Origin of the sequence: Pseudoalteromonas sp. APC 3893, from assembly GCF_030408095.1 — a bacterium.
In the GTDB taxonomy this organism is placed as follows: domain Bacteria; phylum Pseudomonadota; class Gammaproteobacteria; order Enterobacterales; family Alteromonadaceae; genus Pseudoalteromonas.
This window is the reverse complement of sequence record NZ_JASDCD010000001.1, coordinates 823089-839410: the sequence shown is the minus strand read 5'-3', so window position 1 is coordinate 839410 and position 16322 is coordinate 823089. Positions and strand designations below refer to the sequence as shown.

Here is a 16322-nt window from a genome sequence, read left to right as displayed (position 1 = left end):
ACTGTCTCCAGATATTTAGCTAGGCTTTGAATCTTTGTCGCTGGCTTTTTGCCAAAAATTAAAAAAATTGTACCATTGATAAGGCGCTTTTTTACAATAAAACTCAAGACGCTCAGCAAACTTAGTTGCCATTGCTTGAAAATGCGCTTGGCGCTCTTTGCGTTTTACTTTAATAGGATCTGCAAACTTCTCAATATAGGTTCTATAGCGGCCGTGTTCATTAATGCAAAACATCAAAAACACTGGGCATTCCATAATGTTTGCCAGTGCGAACGGACCAACAGCAAAAGGCGCCTCTTCCCCTAAAAACGGTGCTTGATGCACACTTGTTGGGTTATTGACCGAGGTTCTATCAGCAAAGATGACCACCGCTTCACCATCATCAATTTTTTGTTTTAGTTTAATCGTGTCATCAGGACCGAAGTTATTAATATGAATAAAATTAATGGCCGCTTCTTGGTTTACTTTCTTTAAGAAATTATTAAATGACGGGGTATGCTCATTATAAGTGATCACATTAAGTGGACGCTTATTATCACCCATACTAAAAATTGCGCGGCATATTTCCATATTGCCTAAATGAGCACTAAAGATGACCGCCCCTTTCGCTTGCACTAACGCTTGATAACCGTCAGGGGTCGCTATTTCGATATCTTTAATATTTACTTTACCAAGCCACGCATCAAACTTATCGAGTATCGCCATACCAAATGAAAAATATAATTTAAAACCTTGTTTAAAGCGCGCTAAGCCAACTCGCTTTTGCTCGCCCATACTGGTGTTTAAATTGTCTAAGTAATGCCAAATCGCATGTCGTGATAAACGCCCGGTAATATAAAAGTAAAACATCACTGGCGTTAATACGACCTTAAATAGCCATTTGCCAAATACTTTATAAATAAACACTAACACTTCGATACCAAACATCGAGCCACGCTCTTTTAATTGTGACCAATGAAAAGTACTGTCGTTATGAGGTTGCTGTGGTTTGTTGTTGTCTGACACTGTGTTTATTACTTCCTATTTAAATTTTTTCGCGATGAGCCGAGGTAAACGCAGCAACATACCAAAAAATAAACGCGTATGCATTTTTGATATCAAAACGTTATCTTCCCATACATTAAAGTGAGAAACACCATTTTCTGGGTACAATACTTTAGTTTTAATGAACTCAACGGGTATGCCCTGCCAATAAAGCTTTACCATCACTTCAATATCAAAATCCATCTTATTGCCTAAGCGCGTATTATTTATTAACTGCGCATAAGCAGCTAATGGATACACCCGAAAGCCACACATAGTGTCTTTAATTTTGAAAGAAAGCGTTTCAATATAGACCCAAAAATGAGTGATAAAGCGACCGTAATAACGCCCTTTAGATATTGATTCATCGTAAACAGGCTGACCACTTATCAACGCTGTAGGAGCAAACTTAGAGCGGGCGATTAGTTGCTCTACATCATTCAAATCGTGCTGACCATCGGCATCAACTTGAATCGCATGACTCCACCCTGCTTGATGAGCATGGGCTAACCCTGTTTGTACTGCGGCGCCTTTACCACCGTTTTTCGTTCTACGAACAAGCGTAACTAGAGCAAACTCTCGTTCAACATTCTCTAACACTGTTTGAGTTTGTTGGTTACTACCATCGTCGACCAAAATAATAGGTAAATTAAAACTAACTAAATCTGCAATGGTATTGCGAATAACTAAATGATGATTGTAATTTGGGATCACAAATCCGTATTGGCTGCTCATGACCAGTTCGCCTTAATCATCTGCAAGTACCACTTTGCCAGAGGCATGCTGACCATGTGTGGAACTGTAACTAAAGCTAAATTTATTTGCTTTGATTTTTTTTAAAAGCAGTTCAACCTCATACTTAGGCTGTACAATAATTTGAAACTTCAGGGCATCAATCGACATCGTTTTAGTGCTATCGACCGCCATAAACTCTGTTAAATAATGCATCACCCAGTCAAGCTGCGCTACACCGGGTAAAATAGGTGCCTGCGGAAAATGGCCTTGGAAATAATAGAGATTTTCAGGAATTGTTAACTTTAGCAAAACATGTTCTTCACTTTGCTCAATCAGCTGACAATCCGGTTTATATACAAAATCAGTCAAACAACTTCTCCACCTGCGCTTTATTCAGTTTACCCTGCGAGTTATATGGTAACTCAGTTAAATAACGATATTTTCTAGGTATCACTAAGGGTTCGAAAAATGCTTTTAAATGTGTTTTTAATGCTTGAGAAAACTTAAATTTGCCAAGCTGCTCTAATACCTGCTCACCAACCTCTGTTAATACTAGTACAGCGGCAATTTCATCTCGCTTACCCGTACTTGAATCATGTTGCAGTAATAAAACATAACTATCTAGAACCCAATCAGATTGATTAACTTTGACACTTATTTCATCGAGTGAACAACGTTTTTCTTCTATTTTGACAATACGGTCAGCGCGACCTAATAAATTAAACTGATTATTTGTCAATAACTGTACCCGGTCATCAGTTTGATACCACTGCCCATTATCAACATAAGGAGATGAAATAATAAGTCGCTGACAATCATCGAGTTTAAGCTTAATTGTTGAAAAAGCCTGCCAATGATCATGGGCGTTTTGTTTACGCCAAGCAATGCCACCCGTTTCTGTACTGCCTAACACTTCTATTGGCGCATCACCAAGTTGACAAGCCAACTGTCTTGCCGCGGCGGTTTTTAGTGGCCCACCTGATGAGAATAAACAACGTAGTTTGTGCTTTATAGCGACAAGCACATTATCTTGTACTAATCGATGATAATAAGCAGGGCTGCTAATCACCACAAAGTCATGGCTATCATTTTGTAGATTTATAAAGTGCAGTAAATGCTCTGGGTAGTCAAAGCTATTAAAACAGACATCGCGGCCAGTATACAGTGGCCACAAAACCTTAAACAATAAACCATAAATATGCTGATGCGACACAGTCGCAACCATCATGGTTTGTTGCATTTGTTCAGAAAATTGCTGTTCAAGCTCTTTAACTTCAATCAATAACTGGGAAAAGGTTTTATCAATTGCTTTTGGCACACCACTTGAGCCAGAGGTAAAGAATCGGATCGCGGCGTTTTCATCAACCTCAATGACTGTATTTACCGCTTGCTCAATACCAATGTGTATATTAAAAGCCACTTCTGCGTAGGTGTTATCGGCTACGCCAGTAAACGCCTCAGCTTGCGCTAAGCACTGTGCAAGTTGCTCTGGTTGGCCATTTTGTGGCAATACAATAGACTTGTTTGCGGCTAATAATGCAAAAAATAAAACACTAAACTGGTAACTGTCAGCATCAAATAATAACCATGTTTGTTCATCACGCGCAGCAAATAGACTGGCATGAGCATGTACTTGCTGTTGCCAAATATCAAAGCCATGATTTTGACAATAAAAGTAGGTCTTGTTAGTCGGCCATTTCATTTGATTTATTTTTTGCCTTTTGAAACTTTCTTATTATAAATTCTACAGCCATTAATGTCCCCATTAACAAATAGGAAATTAAACCATTATAGGTTAGCCAAACCACTGGATCTGGATGAAAAATCGTTGCTGTCGCAATTAATCCATTAATGATAAAAAATGCACACCATATTTTTGTTACGGTACGAGTGTAACGCTTGCCGTGCTGGTCAAGCGTTTCAAATTTACTGGCAATCATTTCAACAAAACTAGGTGGTTTATAAAGTGAATACGCAAATACAGCTAAAAAGCAGCTACTTATTACCACTGGGTAAAACTTAAGTGCCAATTCAGAGTTAGCAAAAGTCGCAAAACCTAATAAAGCTATACCACTAATAGTTATTATTTTCATGTGTGCAAAATTAACTATACTGCTTTTCGTTAACCAGTATCGCGCTAAAATTACTAAAATAAAGAGTGCAGCAATTAACGCAGGCTCGCTAAACTGCAAGCCAAAATACACGGCTAGCGGATATAAAAAAAGTAACCCAACTAGCACGGCTTTGTTCATTAAGCGTCTGCTGTCATTAGTTTTTCAACAGCATCAATGACGTCTTGCACTGTACGCACTTGTTTAAAGTCATTTGGCTCGATTTTTTTACCAGTTTGCTCACGTAATTTAACAACCAAGTCAACCGCATCAATGCTGTCTAAATCAAGGTCTTCATATAAATTCGCGCTGCGGGTAATATCTTCTGCATCTATTTCAAAATCCTGCTCTAGGATTTCGCTTAGCATTGCAAAAATTTTATCGCCATTATTCATGTTTTCATTACTCATAGTTACTTCCAAACAATGCAGAGTGACTGCCGTTTATTATGCCCGTGTTGAGGCAATAAAATCACACAAGGTTTTAACCGAGTAAAAATGCTTTTTACTGTCGTCGGTATTACCATCAATTTTTACGTCATAAGCTTTTTTAATCGCAACACCTAATTCAAGTGCATCAATAGAATCAAGGCCTAAACCATCGACGAATAACGCTTCATCATCATTGATATCTGATGCTTCGATATCTTCTAGGTCAAGAGTTTCAATGATTAGTTGTTTTACTTCAGTGCTTAAATCACTCATGTTTTAATTTTTCCTCGTTAAAATAAGCTTGTAAGTCGCGTGTAAGTTGTCTAACAGTGTTCGTTACATGATCACCTTGTAAATAAGGTTTTATCTCATAAATCGGTAGCACGCGCATTTTAAAGGTAAAGCGACGATCTGTCACTTGATACCACTTTTGTCCCTTGGTCAGCGTGACCGGTGATACATCTATCAAAATTGGCAGCATATCAACTTCAGTACGAAGGGCTATATTTGCTACACCTCGTTTAAATTTCCATGGCTGACCGGGGACACTTCGTGTGCCCTCAGGGAATACAATCAAGTTATTACCACGGGCAAAACTTTGCTGACACTGATTTAAAAAATATTCAGGATCAGCATCATTGTTAATATAGCCCGTAGCCTTTACCACACCTTTTAAAAATGGATTTTTCCAAAGGTCTGCTTTGACGACACAATCGGCATTTCTGACTATAGAAATTAGTACCACCACATCAATTAAAGAAGGGTGATTAGCGATAATTAGCTGCCCTTTCGCATTTTTTATTGTATCTAATTTATCAAGATCAATTCGTAAAATACCAACGAGGCGCATATAACCGACAAAGAATTTAAACGAATAATGCACCGCTGTGCGCGCGGCTTGATTTCGTTGGTTTATATCAGCATAAAGTAAGCGTTGAATCGAAAACACCAAAACCGATAAAACCAAGCCTCCACCGCTAAATAAGGCAAACGCACTACCCGTTGCTATTACGCGGTATAGTTTTATGAATGCGGCTTTCATACGTGGCTTAACTGCCATTGATAGCGTTTTGAATCAAGCACTAACTGTTGATTGTTTGAATAATAAAAACGCAAAAACGCCAATGCCTGTAATTGCGATGACTCAGCACTGTTAGGTGTGTCATGGCTGGTAAACTCTAAATTAACGCATGCTTGCGATGTACTTTTCTCTATTAATAAAGCCACAGCGACGTTATCAGGGTTTTGTTGTACGTAAGGTTGGTATTGCTCAGGTACGGCTAAATCGCTATATACATATAAAATACGATCATAATTGTAAGCATGTAATTTTGAGACCGCATCAACCAAACCCATAAAAAAACTATCTTCGCCCGCCGACACTGCCGATAAAGGCGCTTTATTACCAGTAAATATGCTAAATAAACCACCTACAGCATTATGAACAGATAAGCCAAAGTGGGTTGGAGACAAAGCCTCTTTATTTGCCACATCAGCAATTAATTTGCTTGTTTTATGTAAATCACCGTGACGAGACGAAAATACGCTGGGTACTGTTTGTTCATAGGATTCACTGGCAGCAAGTGCGCAGTGCAGCGTTAATTTAGCAAATGGACTAAGACGTCTGCGCTGCATAGCAGGCATTTGTTTTAATTCAGGAAGTGTTAACGTTTCAGTGTTTAGACTGCCATTATTAGCAAACGTATACCAATCCTCGACGCTGGTTTTACCGTCGCCCCAAGCTATGCATTTTTTTATAGCAAATTTCAACGTAACAATCCTTATTACAAAGGTGATGACAAAAAGAGGCTAGATTCTACAGTTGTGCATGTTCTGATTCAAGGGAAACCCACTAATCTTTATCACGTTCGCTGGAAAAATCCGCGTTTTCTATAATTTTAACTGAACATTGCCGTGTTTTGTCATCTTCTTGCCACACGACTAAGATAGCAATATCAATGATCCCACTTTGAATATCAGCCTGAGCTAACAGTTGATTTTTTTTCATGCCTAACTTATCCGAGCCGATAAATAGATTAGGTCCAGTAATCGAGTAAGCACTGGCAAGGTAGTAATTAGCGGCATTGCCCACACTCGCAACAAAGCTAAGCGGCTTAATGGCCTCACGGTTGTGCACATCAAGCAACATAGATTGCATTAAATCACTAGAAAAATAATCAGCGCAACTGTACAAGCCAATCCGCGAGGTTAAATCAACGTCCTGTTTTGCCCTAAAAACGGCCAATAAGGCAATCAGCGTAAATGCATCCATTCTACGAACTGTTAAACCTGTCTCTTGCTTTATTTGCTGGCGTAGTACTTTTATATCCAGGGATTTATCTAAACTGACTAATGAGTTTGCAAGTACGTTCATCATCTAAGCCTTATGCCTTTGCATCACTAACGCTGCGTTATTGCCACCAAAGCCAAAGTAATTAAGTAGTACAGTGTTCACCTGTGTAAAGTCTGGCTTTAAATAAAACGGCCACATTAATTCTTTGCTATCATGAGCATAACTTGCCACTGTGTAATTTTGTTGTTGCTGACATTGCTGGTACAGGGCTATTTCAATAACACCACACGCTCCCAAGGTATGACCTGTAAAAGGCTTGAAAGCGATTAAAGGTGGTTGATGCTGGTTAAAAACCCTTGTTAAGGCATTGCACTCTGCTTCATCGTTACCAAGCGTTGCTGTGCCATGAACCTTCACAACATCAATCTCGCCAGCGCTAATACCGGCATAGCAAAGCGCATCGGTGATCACTTGCGCAATATGACTGCCGTCTTCTTGCGTCATAGTTAAGCTGTAAGTATCACACGCGGAAGCACCACCTAATAACTTAAACTGACATTGCTCAGCTGCGTTTGCAGATAGGTACAATGCAGCAAGGCCTTCTCCTAACACCAGACCTGAGCGGCCTTTAGCAAATGCAGCTAAGCCAGATTGACTAATCAAATCTAGCGACTTAAACCCTTCGACTGTTAAAGGATTATAAAACTCACAGCCAATGACTAACGCATTGTCTATTTTACCTTGGGCAATTAAGCGTGTTGCGTATAAACATGCATTAGCGCTAGCGGTACAGGCCGTACTAAAAGTAAATTCTAAGTCATTGAGGCCATAACGCTGAACTAAAGCACGATTTATTTTGTTGGTAGTAGAGAGCCAAAGTTCACCACTGGCACCAATATCAACTGCACTGATATCTAATGATGTTGAACCTAAAAACAAAGATGTCGTTTTAAGATCTTCAGCAGTTAATGAAAGTTTTGCAAACAGCGGTAATAGCAATTGATCAAAGTAAGCTAAAATGTCGCCAAACGGACTGTTGTCTATTTCATCTCTAAATGATTTAAACGCCACTATTTCACTTTCATTAGTCACCACGCTATTACTTGTTTCAGTGCCTAGCGCTGCACACATAACTTCACTGGCATTTAAATAGACACTGCGTAAAGTCATTATTTAGCGCGCTCACTAACAATAAAATCAACAATAGTATCAATAGACTGCAAATGTTTACGGGTTTCTTTCGAGCCCTCAACTTTAATACCAAAATGCTGCTTTAGTACTAAAGATAACTGTAACGCATCTAATGAGTCTAAATTTATGCGTGACTTACTGCCAAATAAAGGCTCTGAGTCAATAATATCTTCAGGGGCAAAATCATCCTCTTTGTCACATTCGGTTATAATCAGCTGCTTTAATTGTAGTTTTAGCTCGGCTAATTCCATGTCAAATTCCTCATTTTTTTATTAAATATCCATAGAGCGGCACTAAAGCATGACAATGAAAAACCCCAAAGTAATACGCTGTAATGCCAAAAACTGTGTGTCATTGTCTCGCCCATAATCAGCCTTAAAATTTGTGCTGACCAATACATAGGCGAACCATTTGCCAGAGCGGCAAGATTGCTTGGCATGATCTCAAGCGGCACCATAAAGCCACTCAATGCCGCTAGGATGATATTCACTCCTCCCCCAATAACAATAGCTTGCTCATAGCTTGATACTAAACTGGCTAAAAATAATGCAAATGAAATAGCCGCAACACTCAAAGTGATTAACGCAATCACAGACAAGCTAAAGCTATTTAGTGATAGTAGCGGCAAATCTAAACAATAAGGGATCACCACGCAGCCTATTAACGCTAATAACACGGTTTGCACTAAACTCACGAGTGTATAGGCGCATGCTTTATTATAAAAGTAACGCGCCATGCTAATCGGGTAGGTTTTTAACCGTACTAAGGTGCCATTATTTCGCTCGTTTATAAAAGTTAAAGAGACTGGTAACACAATAAAATACACGCCAAACACCCACCATGCAGGAATACTATTTAATGCTGGGTTGTGTAGTGCTTTTGCTGGCGTATCAATAAGTAAATAATTGACATCAGATGCTGTTATTACTGCGTTTATTTGCTCATCAATAACGGCATCGGCGTCTAAATCACCGGTTTCGAGCATATATAAATAAAGTTTCAGTTGGGCTAAACACGCTTTAACTTTTTCTCGCAGTAATAAACGTGTTTGTGGGGCAAGATCATCACTTATAATAAGTTGTAACTGGCTTGTACCTTGTCGCATAAGGATTTGTTGATCAAACTGCGGGTTGATAATCAACTGACTGACTTGCTCGGTTCTGTTTTTATTAGCGCTAATGGTAAACCCTTGTGCTTGCAGTAACTTAGTAATAACCAAGCTGTGTTGGCTATTATTTTCACCCGCCACTGACAGTATCAAGTTCTGCTGTATACTTTGTTGTGACTGACTACTTGCCATGGTCATAATCACCATGAACACGATAGGCATAAGTAATAATACAGCTAAACTGTGTAAATCATTAGCAATTAAGCGCGCTTCTTTTTTCAGTGTGTGAATTAACATGCCTGCTCCGAAAACAACGCCCGATAAAGCTGCTCAATTTGGTTATCAGAAAAATTAACAGACTTTATTTCATCACTGAGCTGACTTAAAGCGCTAAAAAGACTGCCAAGTAGCTTGGTGTCTGAAATAGTCAACTGATAGTGAGCCTCACTAATTACTGTTAATTGCTCTGTAAATAACGCTAACTGCGCCTGAGATAAACGGTTTTTAGTAGTAAAGTTAAGCGTGAGTTGAGCACTGTTAATAGCTTGGTTGGCGACAATTTTACCGTTTTTTATAAACACTACATCGTCACATAATTGCGTCACTTCATACAATAAGTGTGAGGTGTAAACCAAGGTTTTCCCTTGTTTTTTTAAATCCTGCAACAAACTAATAATGGCATCACGAGAGAGCGGATCGATACCTACAGTCGGCTCATCTAAAAATATAATATCAGGTTGTTTGCTCAGTGCGATCGCGATATTTAAACGCCGTTTATAGCCACCTGAAAGTATACTTGCACGTTTATTCGAAACCGCTTGTAAATTGCAGGCTGCAATTGCTGATTCAATATACTGCGCATGTAGACGACTATTTTTTTCACTTATTGAAACAAAAAAAGCAATATTATCATACACAGTTAGCTCTTCATAAAAGGCAAAATCTTGTGGTACTAAAGCCACTTTTTTTGTTATTGCCTGTTTTAGGCTTAGCTGTTGATAATACGGATACTCTATCCGTCCAGCATCAGGGGCTAACAAGCCAGTCATTAACGAAATTAATGTCGATTTACCTGCGCCATTTGGGCCTAAAATAGCGGTGCATGTACCTTGTTTTAGCTGCAATGAAACAGCATCAACCGTCAACCGTTCAGCCCTTTTGTAAGCAAAGCTAAGTTGTTGTAGCTCGAGCATGATAGGAGCTATTTTTGCCATAAGGTATCCTGCGCCATGATTACTGTCCTTGTTGTTATTTTAATTATAAACGTTGGGCAAGGTGAAACGCCTCACCAATAGCCCGTTGTAAATCTAGTTTTTCGACTTTTAATGCACCACCAATATAGCTTACAGGAATAGAGAGTTCATCTAGCTGCTGATGATTGCAAGGTAATACGGATTCTTGCCCACTACAAATCACAACATGGTCAACTGCCAGGATCCGCTCTCTTTTTCGTACGCTGATATGTAACCCTTGTTGATCAATTTTAGTGTAATTTACCGCAGCTAACATCTTAACACCTTGATGTTTTAAATGTTCACGGTGGATCCAACCTGTGGTTTTTCCCAAGTCAGCCCCATGCTTTCGTAGTTTTCGCTGTAATAAGTACACTTTAGGTGCTGTATCAGCACTATCGACTTTCGGTTGTTTATTTATTACACCACCCGGTGAATTCACCGTTAAATCAATGCCCCACTGATTCGAAAAATCCTGCGCAGATTGTTGCACACTGTGCCCAGATTGAGTCCCAGTAATAAAACTTGCAACATCAAAGCCTATGCCACCAGAGCCGACAATCGCCACATTGCCTTTAATTGGTACACTGCCATCTAACACTGCTTGATAGCCGACCACTTTCGGGTCGTCAATTCCCACAATATCAGGTGTATAGCCCTTTACCCCAGTAGCAACAACACAATGGTCATACTTAGCCAAGGTTGCAGTATCCGCTTGTGTATTCATGCAAACTTTAACATTAAGGCTCGATAAACGATTTTTAAAATACCGTAATGTTTCTTTAAACTCTTCTTTACCCGGAATATTTGCCGCTAATAAAAGTTGCCCACCCAGCTGGTTGCTTTGTTCAAACAAGCTCACTTTATGGCCTCGCTCAGCAGCATAAATTGCGCAGGCCATGCCCGCAGCCCCACCGCCGATAATAGCTATCTGTTTACTTTGTGTAGCTTTAACTGTCGGCATTAAGGTTTCATTACATGCGCGAGGATTAACAATGCATGAAGCGGGTAAATTAACAAAAATATTATCGAGGCAAGCTTGATTACACGCTATACACGTATTGATCTGTGCACTTTGGTTGTTATGTGCTTTGGCAACAAATTGGCTATCAGCTAAAAATGGTCGCGCCATGGAAATAAAGTCAGCGTGTTCGTTCGCTAATAATTGCTCTGCGACTTCCGGGGTATTGATACGATTACTGGTGATCACCGGCACCGAAACCGCCGCCTTTAAACGTTGGCTCAATGACGTAAATAGCGCCCTAGGAACACTGGTTACAATGGTCGGCACGCGTGACTCATGCCAGCCTATGCCTGAGTTGAGCATATCGACTCCTGCATCTTCAAGCGCATGTGCAAGCTGTAATACCTCAGCAAAAGTGCTGCCATCTGCAACTAAATCCAGTAATGACAACCTAAATACTAATAAAAATTCAGGGCCTACGGCTTGGCGAACCTGTTTTACAATTTCAATCGCAAAACGGATACGATTTTCATAACACCCGCCCCACTCATCAATACGCTTATTGGTCGCTTTAACAATAAACTGGTTAATTAAATAACCTTCTGAGCCCATGATCTCAACGCCATCATAGCCTGCTTGTTTAGCGAGTTTTGCACATTGCGCAAAATCATTAATTTGTTTTTCTATTTCAGCGGTGGTTAATTCTTTTGGCGTGTAAGGACTGATCGGTGCCTGAATGGCCGAAGGCGCAACTTGCTGAGGCTGATAGCCATAACGACCGGCGTGGAGTATTTGCATGCATATTTTAGTACCGTGTTGTTTTACGGCATCTGTTATGAGCTTATGCTGTGCGACCCCAGTTTGGCAATCAAGTACACTTCTATTCGGTGCCAGTATGCCTTCGGGATTCGGTGAAATCCCCCCTGTGATTATTAAACCGACCCCACCCTGGGCACGTTCACCGTAAAAAGCAGCAAGGCGAGTGAAGCCATCTGGTAGCTCTTCTAAATTTGTATGCATAGACCCCATTACCACGCGGTTTTTCAGCGTAGTAAAAGCTAAATTATAAGGGGTAAATAATCGACTGAATGACATACAAACTACACAACTGTGGTACAAAACCGCGCTAGAGTAGCAAGCTTTAATAATGACTGCAAAAATTACCCACTAATTTTCTTCTCAGCATATTAAACAGTGCATTTTATAGGCAAAATTAAAAATAAGGGCTTGTTGAATAGCTAAACCGGCATTATGATAAAACTCAATTAACGGATAAAAACGTTTGTACCCTCTGTTTTTATTAATTTTATTTTATTCTACCAACAAGGAATGGTTATGTTTTCATTCAAGCCTTTATTGGTTGGCTTAACATTAGCAACCTTATCAAGCTCAGCATTTGCCCTTACAACAATAGAGCAGCGCGATTATGATCGTTTAGTTTCTGGTGATTTAACCGAAGTAAAAAAAGCCGCACAATCAATAGTCGCTAATAATACCAACAATGCTCAAGTGTTAGATGTACTAGCCGAATTTGTCGCACAAAACTATTTACATGCACCGGATTATCAACTCGATACCATTGCATGGGCGTGTCGCGCACTAGGTGAAACAGGTAACCCACGTTACCGAGAGTTACTCACTAGCATTGTAAACAGTGATGCTCATAAAAAAGTTCGTAAATACGCGAAACGCTCACTAAAAAGCTTACCCTCTACTGATGCGAGCCAATACGTTGTTGGTAGTATTGATTTAAAGAGCATTCAAAAAGCGCCTGCTACAAACGGTTCATCATTAACTGGTGATGATAAAGCAATGTTTGATATTGCTTCAGGAAATTTAATTGAAATCAAAATGCTCGCGCAAAAATACACCACAAGTGGTATTCCTTCGCAACAAGTTGGCGACACCCTGGCTGAATATTTTGCCCAAAACTACAAAACGGGGCAACAACATCAATACGATACACTCGCATGGGTATGTAAAGGCTTAGCAACAGATAAAAACGGTCGCTATAAAGCCTTAATTGAAGATGCCGAAGAAAATAGCCCTATTCGCGCAGTGCGCAAGCATTGTCCTGACGAAATAGAAGGCAAAGGCCCCTACTATCAGGCAGGTACGGTTGACCTAGTCAAAGTCGAAAAACAACTACAATAATACAGGGTCTGTAGACGTTATAAGCTCAACAAACCTTAATAACAACGCCGCATTTTAGCGGCGTTTTTTATTATTAACCTTGATGCGAATATCGCTATCTTGGTTAAGTTCAAAGACAGTATCTTCTGGGGATGGCTGGCCAAACATCAAATTAGGGTTATTTGAAAAACCAACTGGCTCTTTGGGTATCGAGCTGGCAGCTAAATCTAGCTCACCATTGCCATTTAAATCCTGAAAAAAGCGTACACAATAGCTACCTGCTTGCAGTGAAGTTGACTGCTCAAGTGAGCTGGCTGAAACGGCTACTTGTTGGGTGAGTAAATTAGGTAACTTTTCCCAACTCGAGGCCACATTGCTGCAATCAAGAATTTGATAATGCACCGTGCCAGTGACCTGTTTAAATTTTGCTAACGATAGCTTAAGTGTGTGCAGCTCCCCCGCGACACTTTGGCTCATCATTAAGCATAAGACTAATAATCCAATGAATTTTTTCATGCCCTATACGCTCCTTTCTATGGCTTGAGTACCTATATCTAGGTATAATAGCGGACTTTTAGGAAGTTACAAAAGGTTAAAGGATGCGTAAAGTCCTCGTTATTCACTATTCGCAAACGGGTCAACTCACTCAAATAGCAGACTCTATAGTCGCACCGATTAAAGCTGGTGACGATATAGTTGTCGACTACCTTAATTTAAAACCGAGTCAGCCTTTTCCTTTCCCTTGGCCGTTTTTAACCTTTTTTCATATTTTTCCTGAATGCGTAAAAATGACTCCACAACCAATGGAGCTCATAGAGCCTGAGCATGATGACTACGATTTGGTAATTTTAACTTACCAAGTATGGTTTTTATCGCCTTCGTTACCTATATCTTCGTTTATGCAGTCTGAACAAGCGATTAAGCTGCTCAACAATAAACCTGTTATTACCGTAATTGGTTGTCGCGGTATGTGGCTAAGCGCGCAAGAGAAAATGAAACAACTACTGAGTAATGTAAACGCTAAGCTCATTGATAATGTGGTACTGAGCGATGAATGCGGCACTGGTTTTAGCTTTTTAGCAACCCCTCTTTGGATGTTTTCAGGGAAAAAGAAATCAGTATCTTGGGTGCCAGCGGCGGGTGTAGCAGAGCACGAAATAACCGCAGCAAGTCGTTTTGGCGTTGCTATCAAAAAAGTCTTATTAGCCTTAGAGCCTAAGCAAATATTAGATCAACCCGTACTTAAAGGGCTTGGCGCAGTCAAGGTGAACGAAAAATTTATCGCCAGTGAGCGCGTTGGCCAACATAGCTTTAGGATATGGAGTAAAATTTTAACTACACTAGGCCCTATGCATTCAACTCGTCGAAGTTGTGGGCTATTGATCTATGTGTTATTTTTGCTGACCTTAATCATTACTGTTGTGCCAATAACAGCAATAATAAAAAAATTAATTGCCCCCTTAACTAGAAAAAGAATAGCCAAGCAAAAAGCCTATTTTGCTGAGCCATCTGGAGAGTAACCGTCCGTTATGGAAAATGCTGTATATATAAATAACTTACACGCTGTCTTACCCAATAGTCCTGTAAGCAATAAAGAAATGGAAGTCGTTTTAGGTGAGGTTGGCGGACAACGGTCCCGCGCAAAACCCGTTATATTACGAAGCAACCAAATAAAAACCAGATACTACGCCATTGATCCACAAACCGGTGAATACAATTACACCAATGCGTCATTGGCTGCGGATGCAGTTCGTGGTTTGTTTAATCAGCAAGGCACACAACTTGAACAGCTCGATTGCTTAGTTGCCAGTACCTCAATGGCCGATCAAATTATGCCTAATCACGGTGTGATGGTTCATGGCGAGCTTAAAAATCCGAGTCTTGAGGTGGTCTCAACCGCTGGTATTTGTTTATGCGGGATCACCGCACTTAAATACGCATACTTAAATGTAAAAGCAGGTGAAAGCCAGCACAGCGCAGTGGTAGCCAGTGAGCTTGCCTCAAATGTCATGCATTCGCGTAATTTTAACGCTGAGAGCGAACATAAAGTTGCAATGCTAAACCAAAAGCCTGAAATCGCCTTTGAAAAAGATTTTTTACGTTGGATGCTTTCAGACGGTGCCGGTGCTGCATTATTAAGTAACAAAGCCAACGAACACGGCTTATCTTTGCGTATCGACTGGATTGATGTCACTTCGTATGCTGATCAACTTGAAGCCTGTATGTATGCCGGCGCTGAAAAAATTGACGGTGAGCTTAAAAGCTGGACACGTTTTGATTCACAAGAGCGTGAACAACACTCTATTTTATCAGTAAAACAAGACGTAAAACTGTTAAATGAAAATATTGTAAAATACACCGTAGAAGACGCGCTGAGCAAAATAGTTCAAAAGCGAGGCATTAAAGCCTGTGATTATGACTTTTTCCTGCCGCATTATTCTTCGGGTTATTTTCGTGAGCGTTTATTCGATGGGCTTTGCAATATAGACTTCCAAATTCCGTACGACAAATGGTTCACAAATTTAACGCAAAAAGGCAATACTGGCTCTGCGTCGATCTTTATTATGCTTGATGAACTGTTTAAATCAGGTCAATTAACTGATGGACAAACACTATTGTGTTATGTACCTGAAAGCGGCCGTTTTTCTAGTGCTTTTATGCAGTTAACCGTTATTAACAAATAATGTGAGTCGCCTGTGAAAAAACACGATGTGCCCCAAGACAACAGTAAAACATATCAAGGCCAAAATAAACTTGTTTACGCCGTGGATGAGAGCGGCCATTATGAAGGCGTAAAATCATCAGGTTGGGAAGTGGAAAGTTTTGCCACCCAAATGGCTGTTGACGATTTAAACGAGCAAACCAACGAAGCTCTAGCACAAGCGCATCGTGGTGAAGTGTCGCCATTAGCTTATCATATGCTAGCTAGGCGCTTCGATATTCCCACACTCGCTGGCGCCAGTGGTTTTTTTCAATGGCAAATTAAACGTCATTTACGCCCTGCGGTGTTTGCAAAACTGTCTGATAAAAAACTTAATCGCTACTGCGACACCTTAAAAATTAGCCGCGAAGCATTGCTGACTTTGCCCTCACAATAGATA

20 protein-coding genes are annotated in these 16322 nt (G+C 40.1%); 4 read left to right on the top strand and 16 right to left on the bottom strand.

What is annotated here, in order from left to right:
• Positions 1-15: 15 nt before the first annotated feature.
• From QMA12_RS03815 to QMA12_RS03745, 15 genes are all read right to left on the bottom strand, one after another.
• Positions 16-1005: a family 2 glycosyl transferase gene (locus QMA12_RS03815; protein ID WP_087532146.1), complete on the bottom strand. Its 990-nt coding sequence runs from the start codon at positions 1003-1005 to the stop codon at positions 16-18.
• A 15-nt stretch (positions 1006-1020) separates the two neighbouring features.
• On the bottom strand, positions 1021-1758 hold the full coding sequence (locus tag QMA12_RS03810) for a glycosyltransferase family 2 protein (protein WP_290208440.1): 738 nt from the start codon (positions 1756-1758) through the stop codon (positions 1021-1023).
• A gap of 12 nt (positions 1759-1770) precedes the next feature.
• Positions 1771-2127, bottom strand: a complete 357-nt coding sequence (locus tag QMA12_RS03805) for an acyl-CoA synthetase (RefSeq protein WP_290208441.1) — start codon at positions 2125-2127, stop codon at positions 1771-1773.
• Positions 2120-3460, bottom strand: a complete 1341-nt coding sequence (locus QMA12_RS03800) for an AMP-binding protein (protein WP_290208442.1) — start codon at positions 3458-3460, stop codon at positions 2120-2122. The genes QMA12_RS03805 and QMA12_RS03800 overlap by 8 nt, the downstream gene beginning before the upstream one ends.
• Positions 3444-4010, bottom strand: a complete 567-nt coding sequence (locus tag QMA12_RS03795; protein ID WP_087532150.1) for a hypothetical protein — start codon at positions 4008-4010, stop codon at positions 3444-3446. Before QMA12_RS03795 ends, QMA12_RS03800 begins: the two co-directional genes overlap by 17 nt.
• Complete coding sequence (locus tag QMA12_RS03790; protein ID WP_087532315.1) at positions 4010-4264, bottom strand: acyl carrier protein; 255 nt, start codon at positions 4262-4264, stop codon at positions 4010-4012. Before QMA12_RS03790 ends, QMA12_RS03795 begins: the two co-directional genes overlap by 1 nt.
• Positions 4265-4315: 51 nt before the next feature.
• Positions 4316-4573, bottom strand: a complete 258-nt coding sequence (locus QMA12_RS03785; RefSeq protein WP_087532151.1) for a phosphopantetheine-binding protein — start codon at positions 4571-4573, stop codon at positions 4316-4318.
• Positions 4566-5360 carry a lysophospholipid acyltransferase family protein gene (locus tag QMA12_RS03780; protein ID WP_087532152.1) on the bottom strand — a complete coding sequence of 265 codons (795 nt, stop codon included), beginning with the start codon at positions 5358-5360 and terminating at the stop codon, positions 4566-4568. Before QMA12_RS03780 ends, QMA12_RS03785 begins: the two co-directional genes overlap by 8 nt.
• Positions 5339-6070, bottom strand: coding sequence for a beta-ketoacyl synthase chain length factor (locus QMA12_RS03775; protein WP_176372527.1), 732 nt, complete (start codon positions 6068-6070; stop codon positions 5339-5341). The genes QMA12_RS03780 and QMA12_RS03775 overlap by 22 nt, the downstream gene beginning before the upstream one ends.
• 82 nt (positions 6071-6152) lie before the next feature.
• On the bottom strand, positions 6153-6677 hold the full coding sequence (locus QMA12_RS03770; RefSeq protein WP_087532154.1) for a hypothetical protein: 525 nt from the start codon (positions 6675-6677) through the stop codon (positions 6153-6155).
• On the bottom strand, positions 6678-7763 hold the full coding sequence (locus tag QMA12_RS03765; RefSeq protein WP_290208445.1) for a beta-ketoacyl synthase N-terminal-like domain-containing protein: 1086 nt from the start codon (positions 7761-7763) through the stop codon (positions 6678-6680).
• Positions 7763-8035 carry an acyl carrier protein gene (locus QMA12_RS03760; RefSeq protein ID WP_087532156.1) on the bottom strand — a complete coding sequence of 91 codons (273 nt, stop codon included), beginning with the start codon at positions 8033-8035 and terminating at the stop codon, positions 7763-7765. Before QMA12_RS03760 ends, QMA12_RS03765 begins: the two co-directional genes overlap by 1 nt.
• On the bottom strand, positions 8026-9189 hold the full coding sequence (locus QMA12_RS03755; protein WP_290208446.1) for an ABC transporter permease: 1164 nt from the start codon (positions 9187-9189) through the stop codon (positions 8026-8028). The genes QMA12_RS03760 and QMA12_RS03755 overlap by 10 nt, the downstream gene beginning before the upstream one ends.
• A complete protein-coding gene (locus QMA12_RS03750; RefSeq protein ID WP_290208447.1) occupies positions 9183-10106 on the bottom strand; it encodes an ABC transporter ATP-binding protein in 924 nt (307 codons plus the stop codon). The genes QMA12_RS03755 and QMA12_RS03750 overlap by 7 nt, the downstream gene beginning before the upstream one ends.
• Before the next feature lie 43 nt (positions 10107-10149).
• Entirely contained in the window at positions 10150-12183 is a 2034-nt protein-coding gene (locus QMA12_RS03745; protein WP_290208449.1) for an NADPH-dependent 2,4-dienoyl-CoA reductase, read from the bottom strand.
• A gap of 240 nt (positions 12184-12423) precedes the next feature.
• Between QMA12_RS03745 and QMA12_RS03740 the strand changes: the two genes are divergently transcribed.
• Positions 12424-13242 (top strand): HEAT repeat domain-containing protein, encoded by an 819-nt coding sequence (locus QMA12_RS03740; protein ID WP_087532160.1) that lies wholly within the window; start codon positions 12424-12426, stop codon positions 13240-13242.
• A gap of 54 nt (positions 13243-13296) precedes the next feature.
• Here QMA12_RS03740 and QMA12_RS03735 read toward each other — a convergent pair whose 3' ends face one another.
• Positions 13297-13737 (bottom strand): DUF2141 domain-containing protein, encoded by a 441-nt coding sequence (locus QMA12_RS03735; RefSeq protein ID WP_290208450.1) that lies wholly within the window; start codon positions 13735-13737, stop codon positions 13297-13299.
• 83 nt (positions 13738-13820) lie between these two features.
• Here QMA12_RS03735 and QMA12_RS03730 point away from each other — a divergent pair, with 83 nt between their 5' ends.
• The 3 genes from QMA12_RS03730 to QMA12_RS03720 are packed head-to-tail and all read left to right on the top strand — an operon-like array spanning position 13821 to position 16319.
• Positions 13821-14741: a dialkylrecorsinol condensing enzyme gene (locus QMA12_RS03730; protein WP_290208451.1), complete on the top strand. Its 921-nt coding sequence runs from the start codon at positions 13821-13823 to the stop codon at positions 14739-14741.
• 9 nt (positions 14742-14750) lie between these two features.
• Positions 14751-15905, top strand: a complete 1155-nt coding sequence (locus tag QMA12_RS03725; RefSeq protein WP_290208452.1) for a beta-ketoacyl-ACP synthase III — start codon at positions 14751-14753, stop codon at positions 15903-15905.
• A 12-nt stretch (positions 15906-15917) separates the two neighbouring features.
• Positions 15918-16319, top strand: coding sequence for a hypothetical protein (locus QMA12_RS03720; protein WP_290208453.1), 402 nt, complete (start codon positions 15918-15920; stop codon positions 16317-16319).
• The last annotated feature ends 3 nt before the right edge of the window (positions 16320-16322 follow it).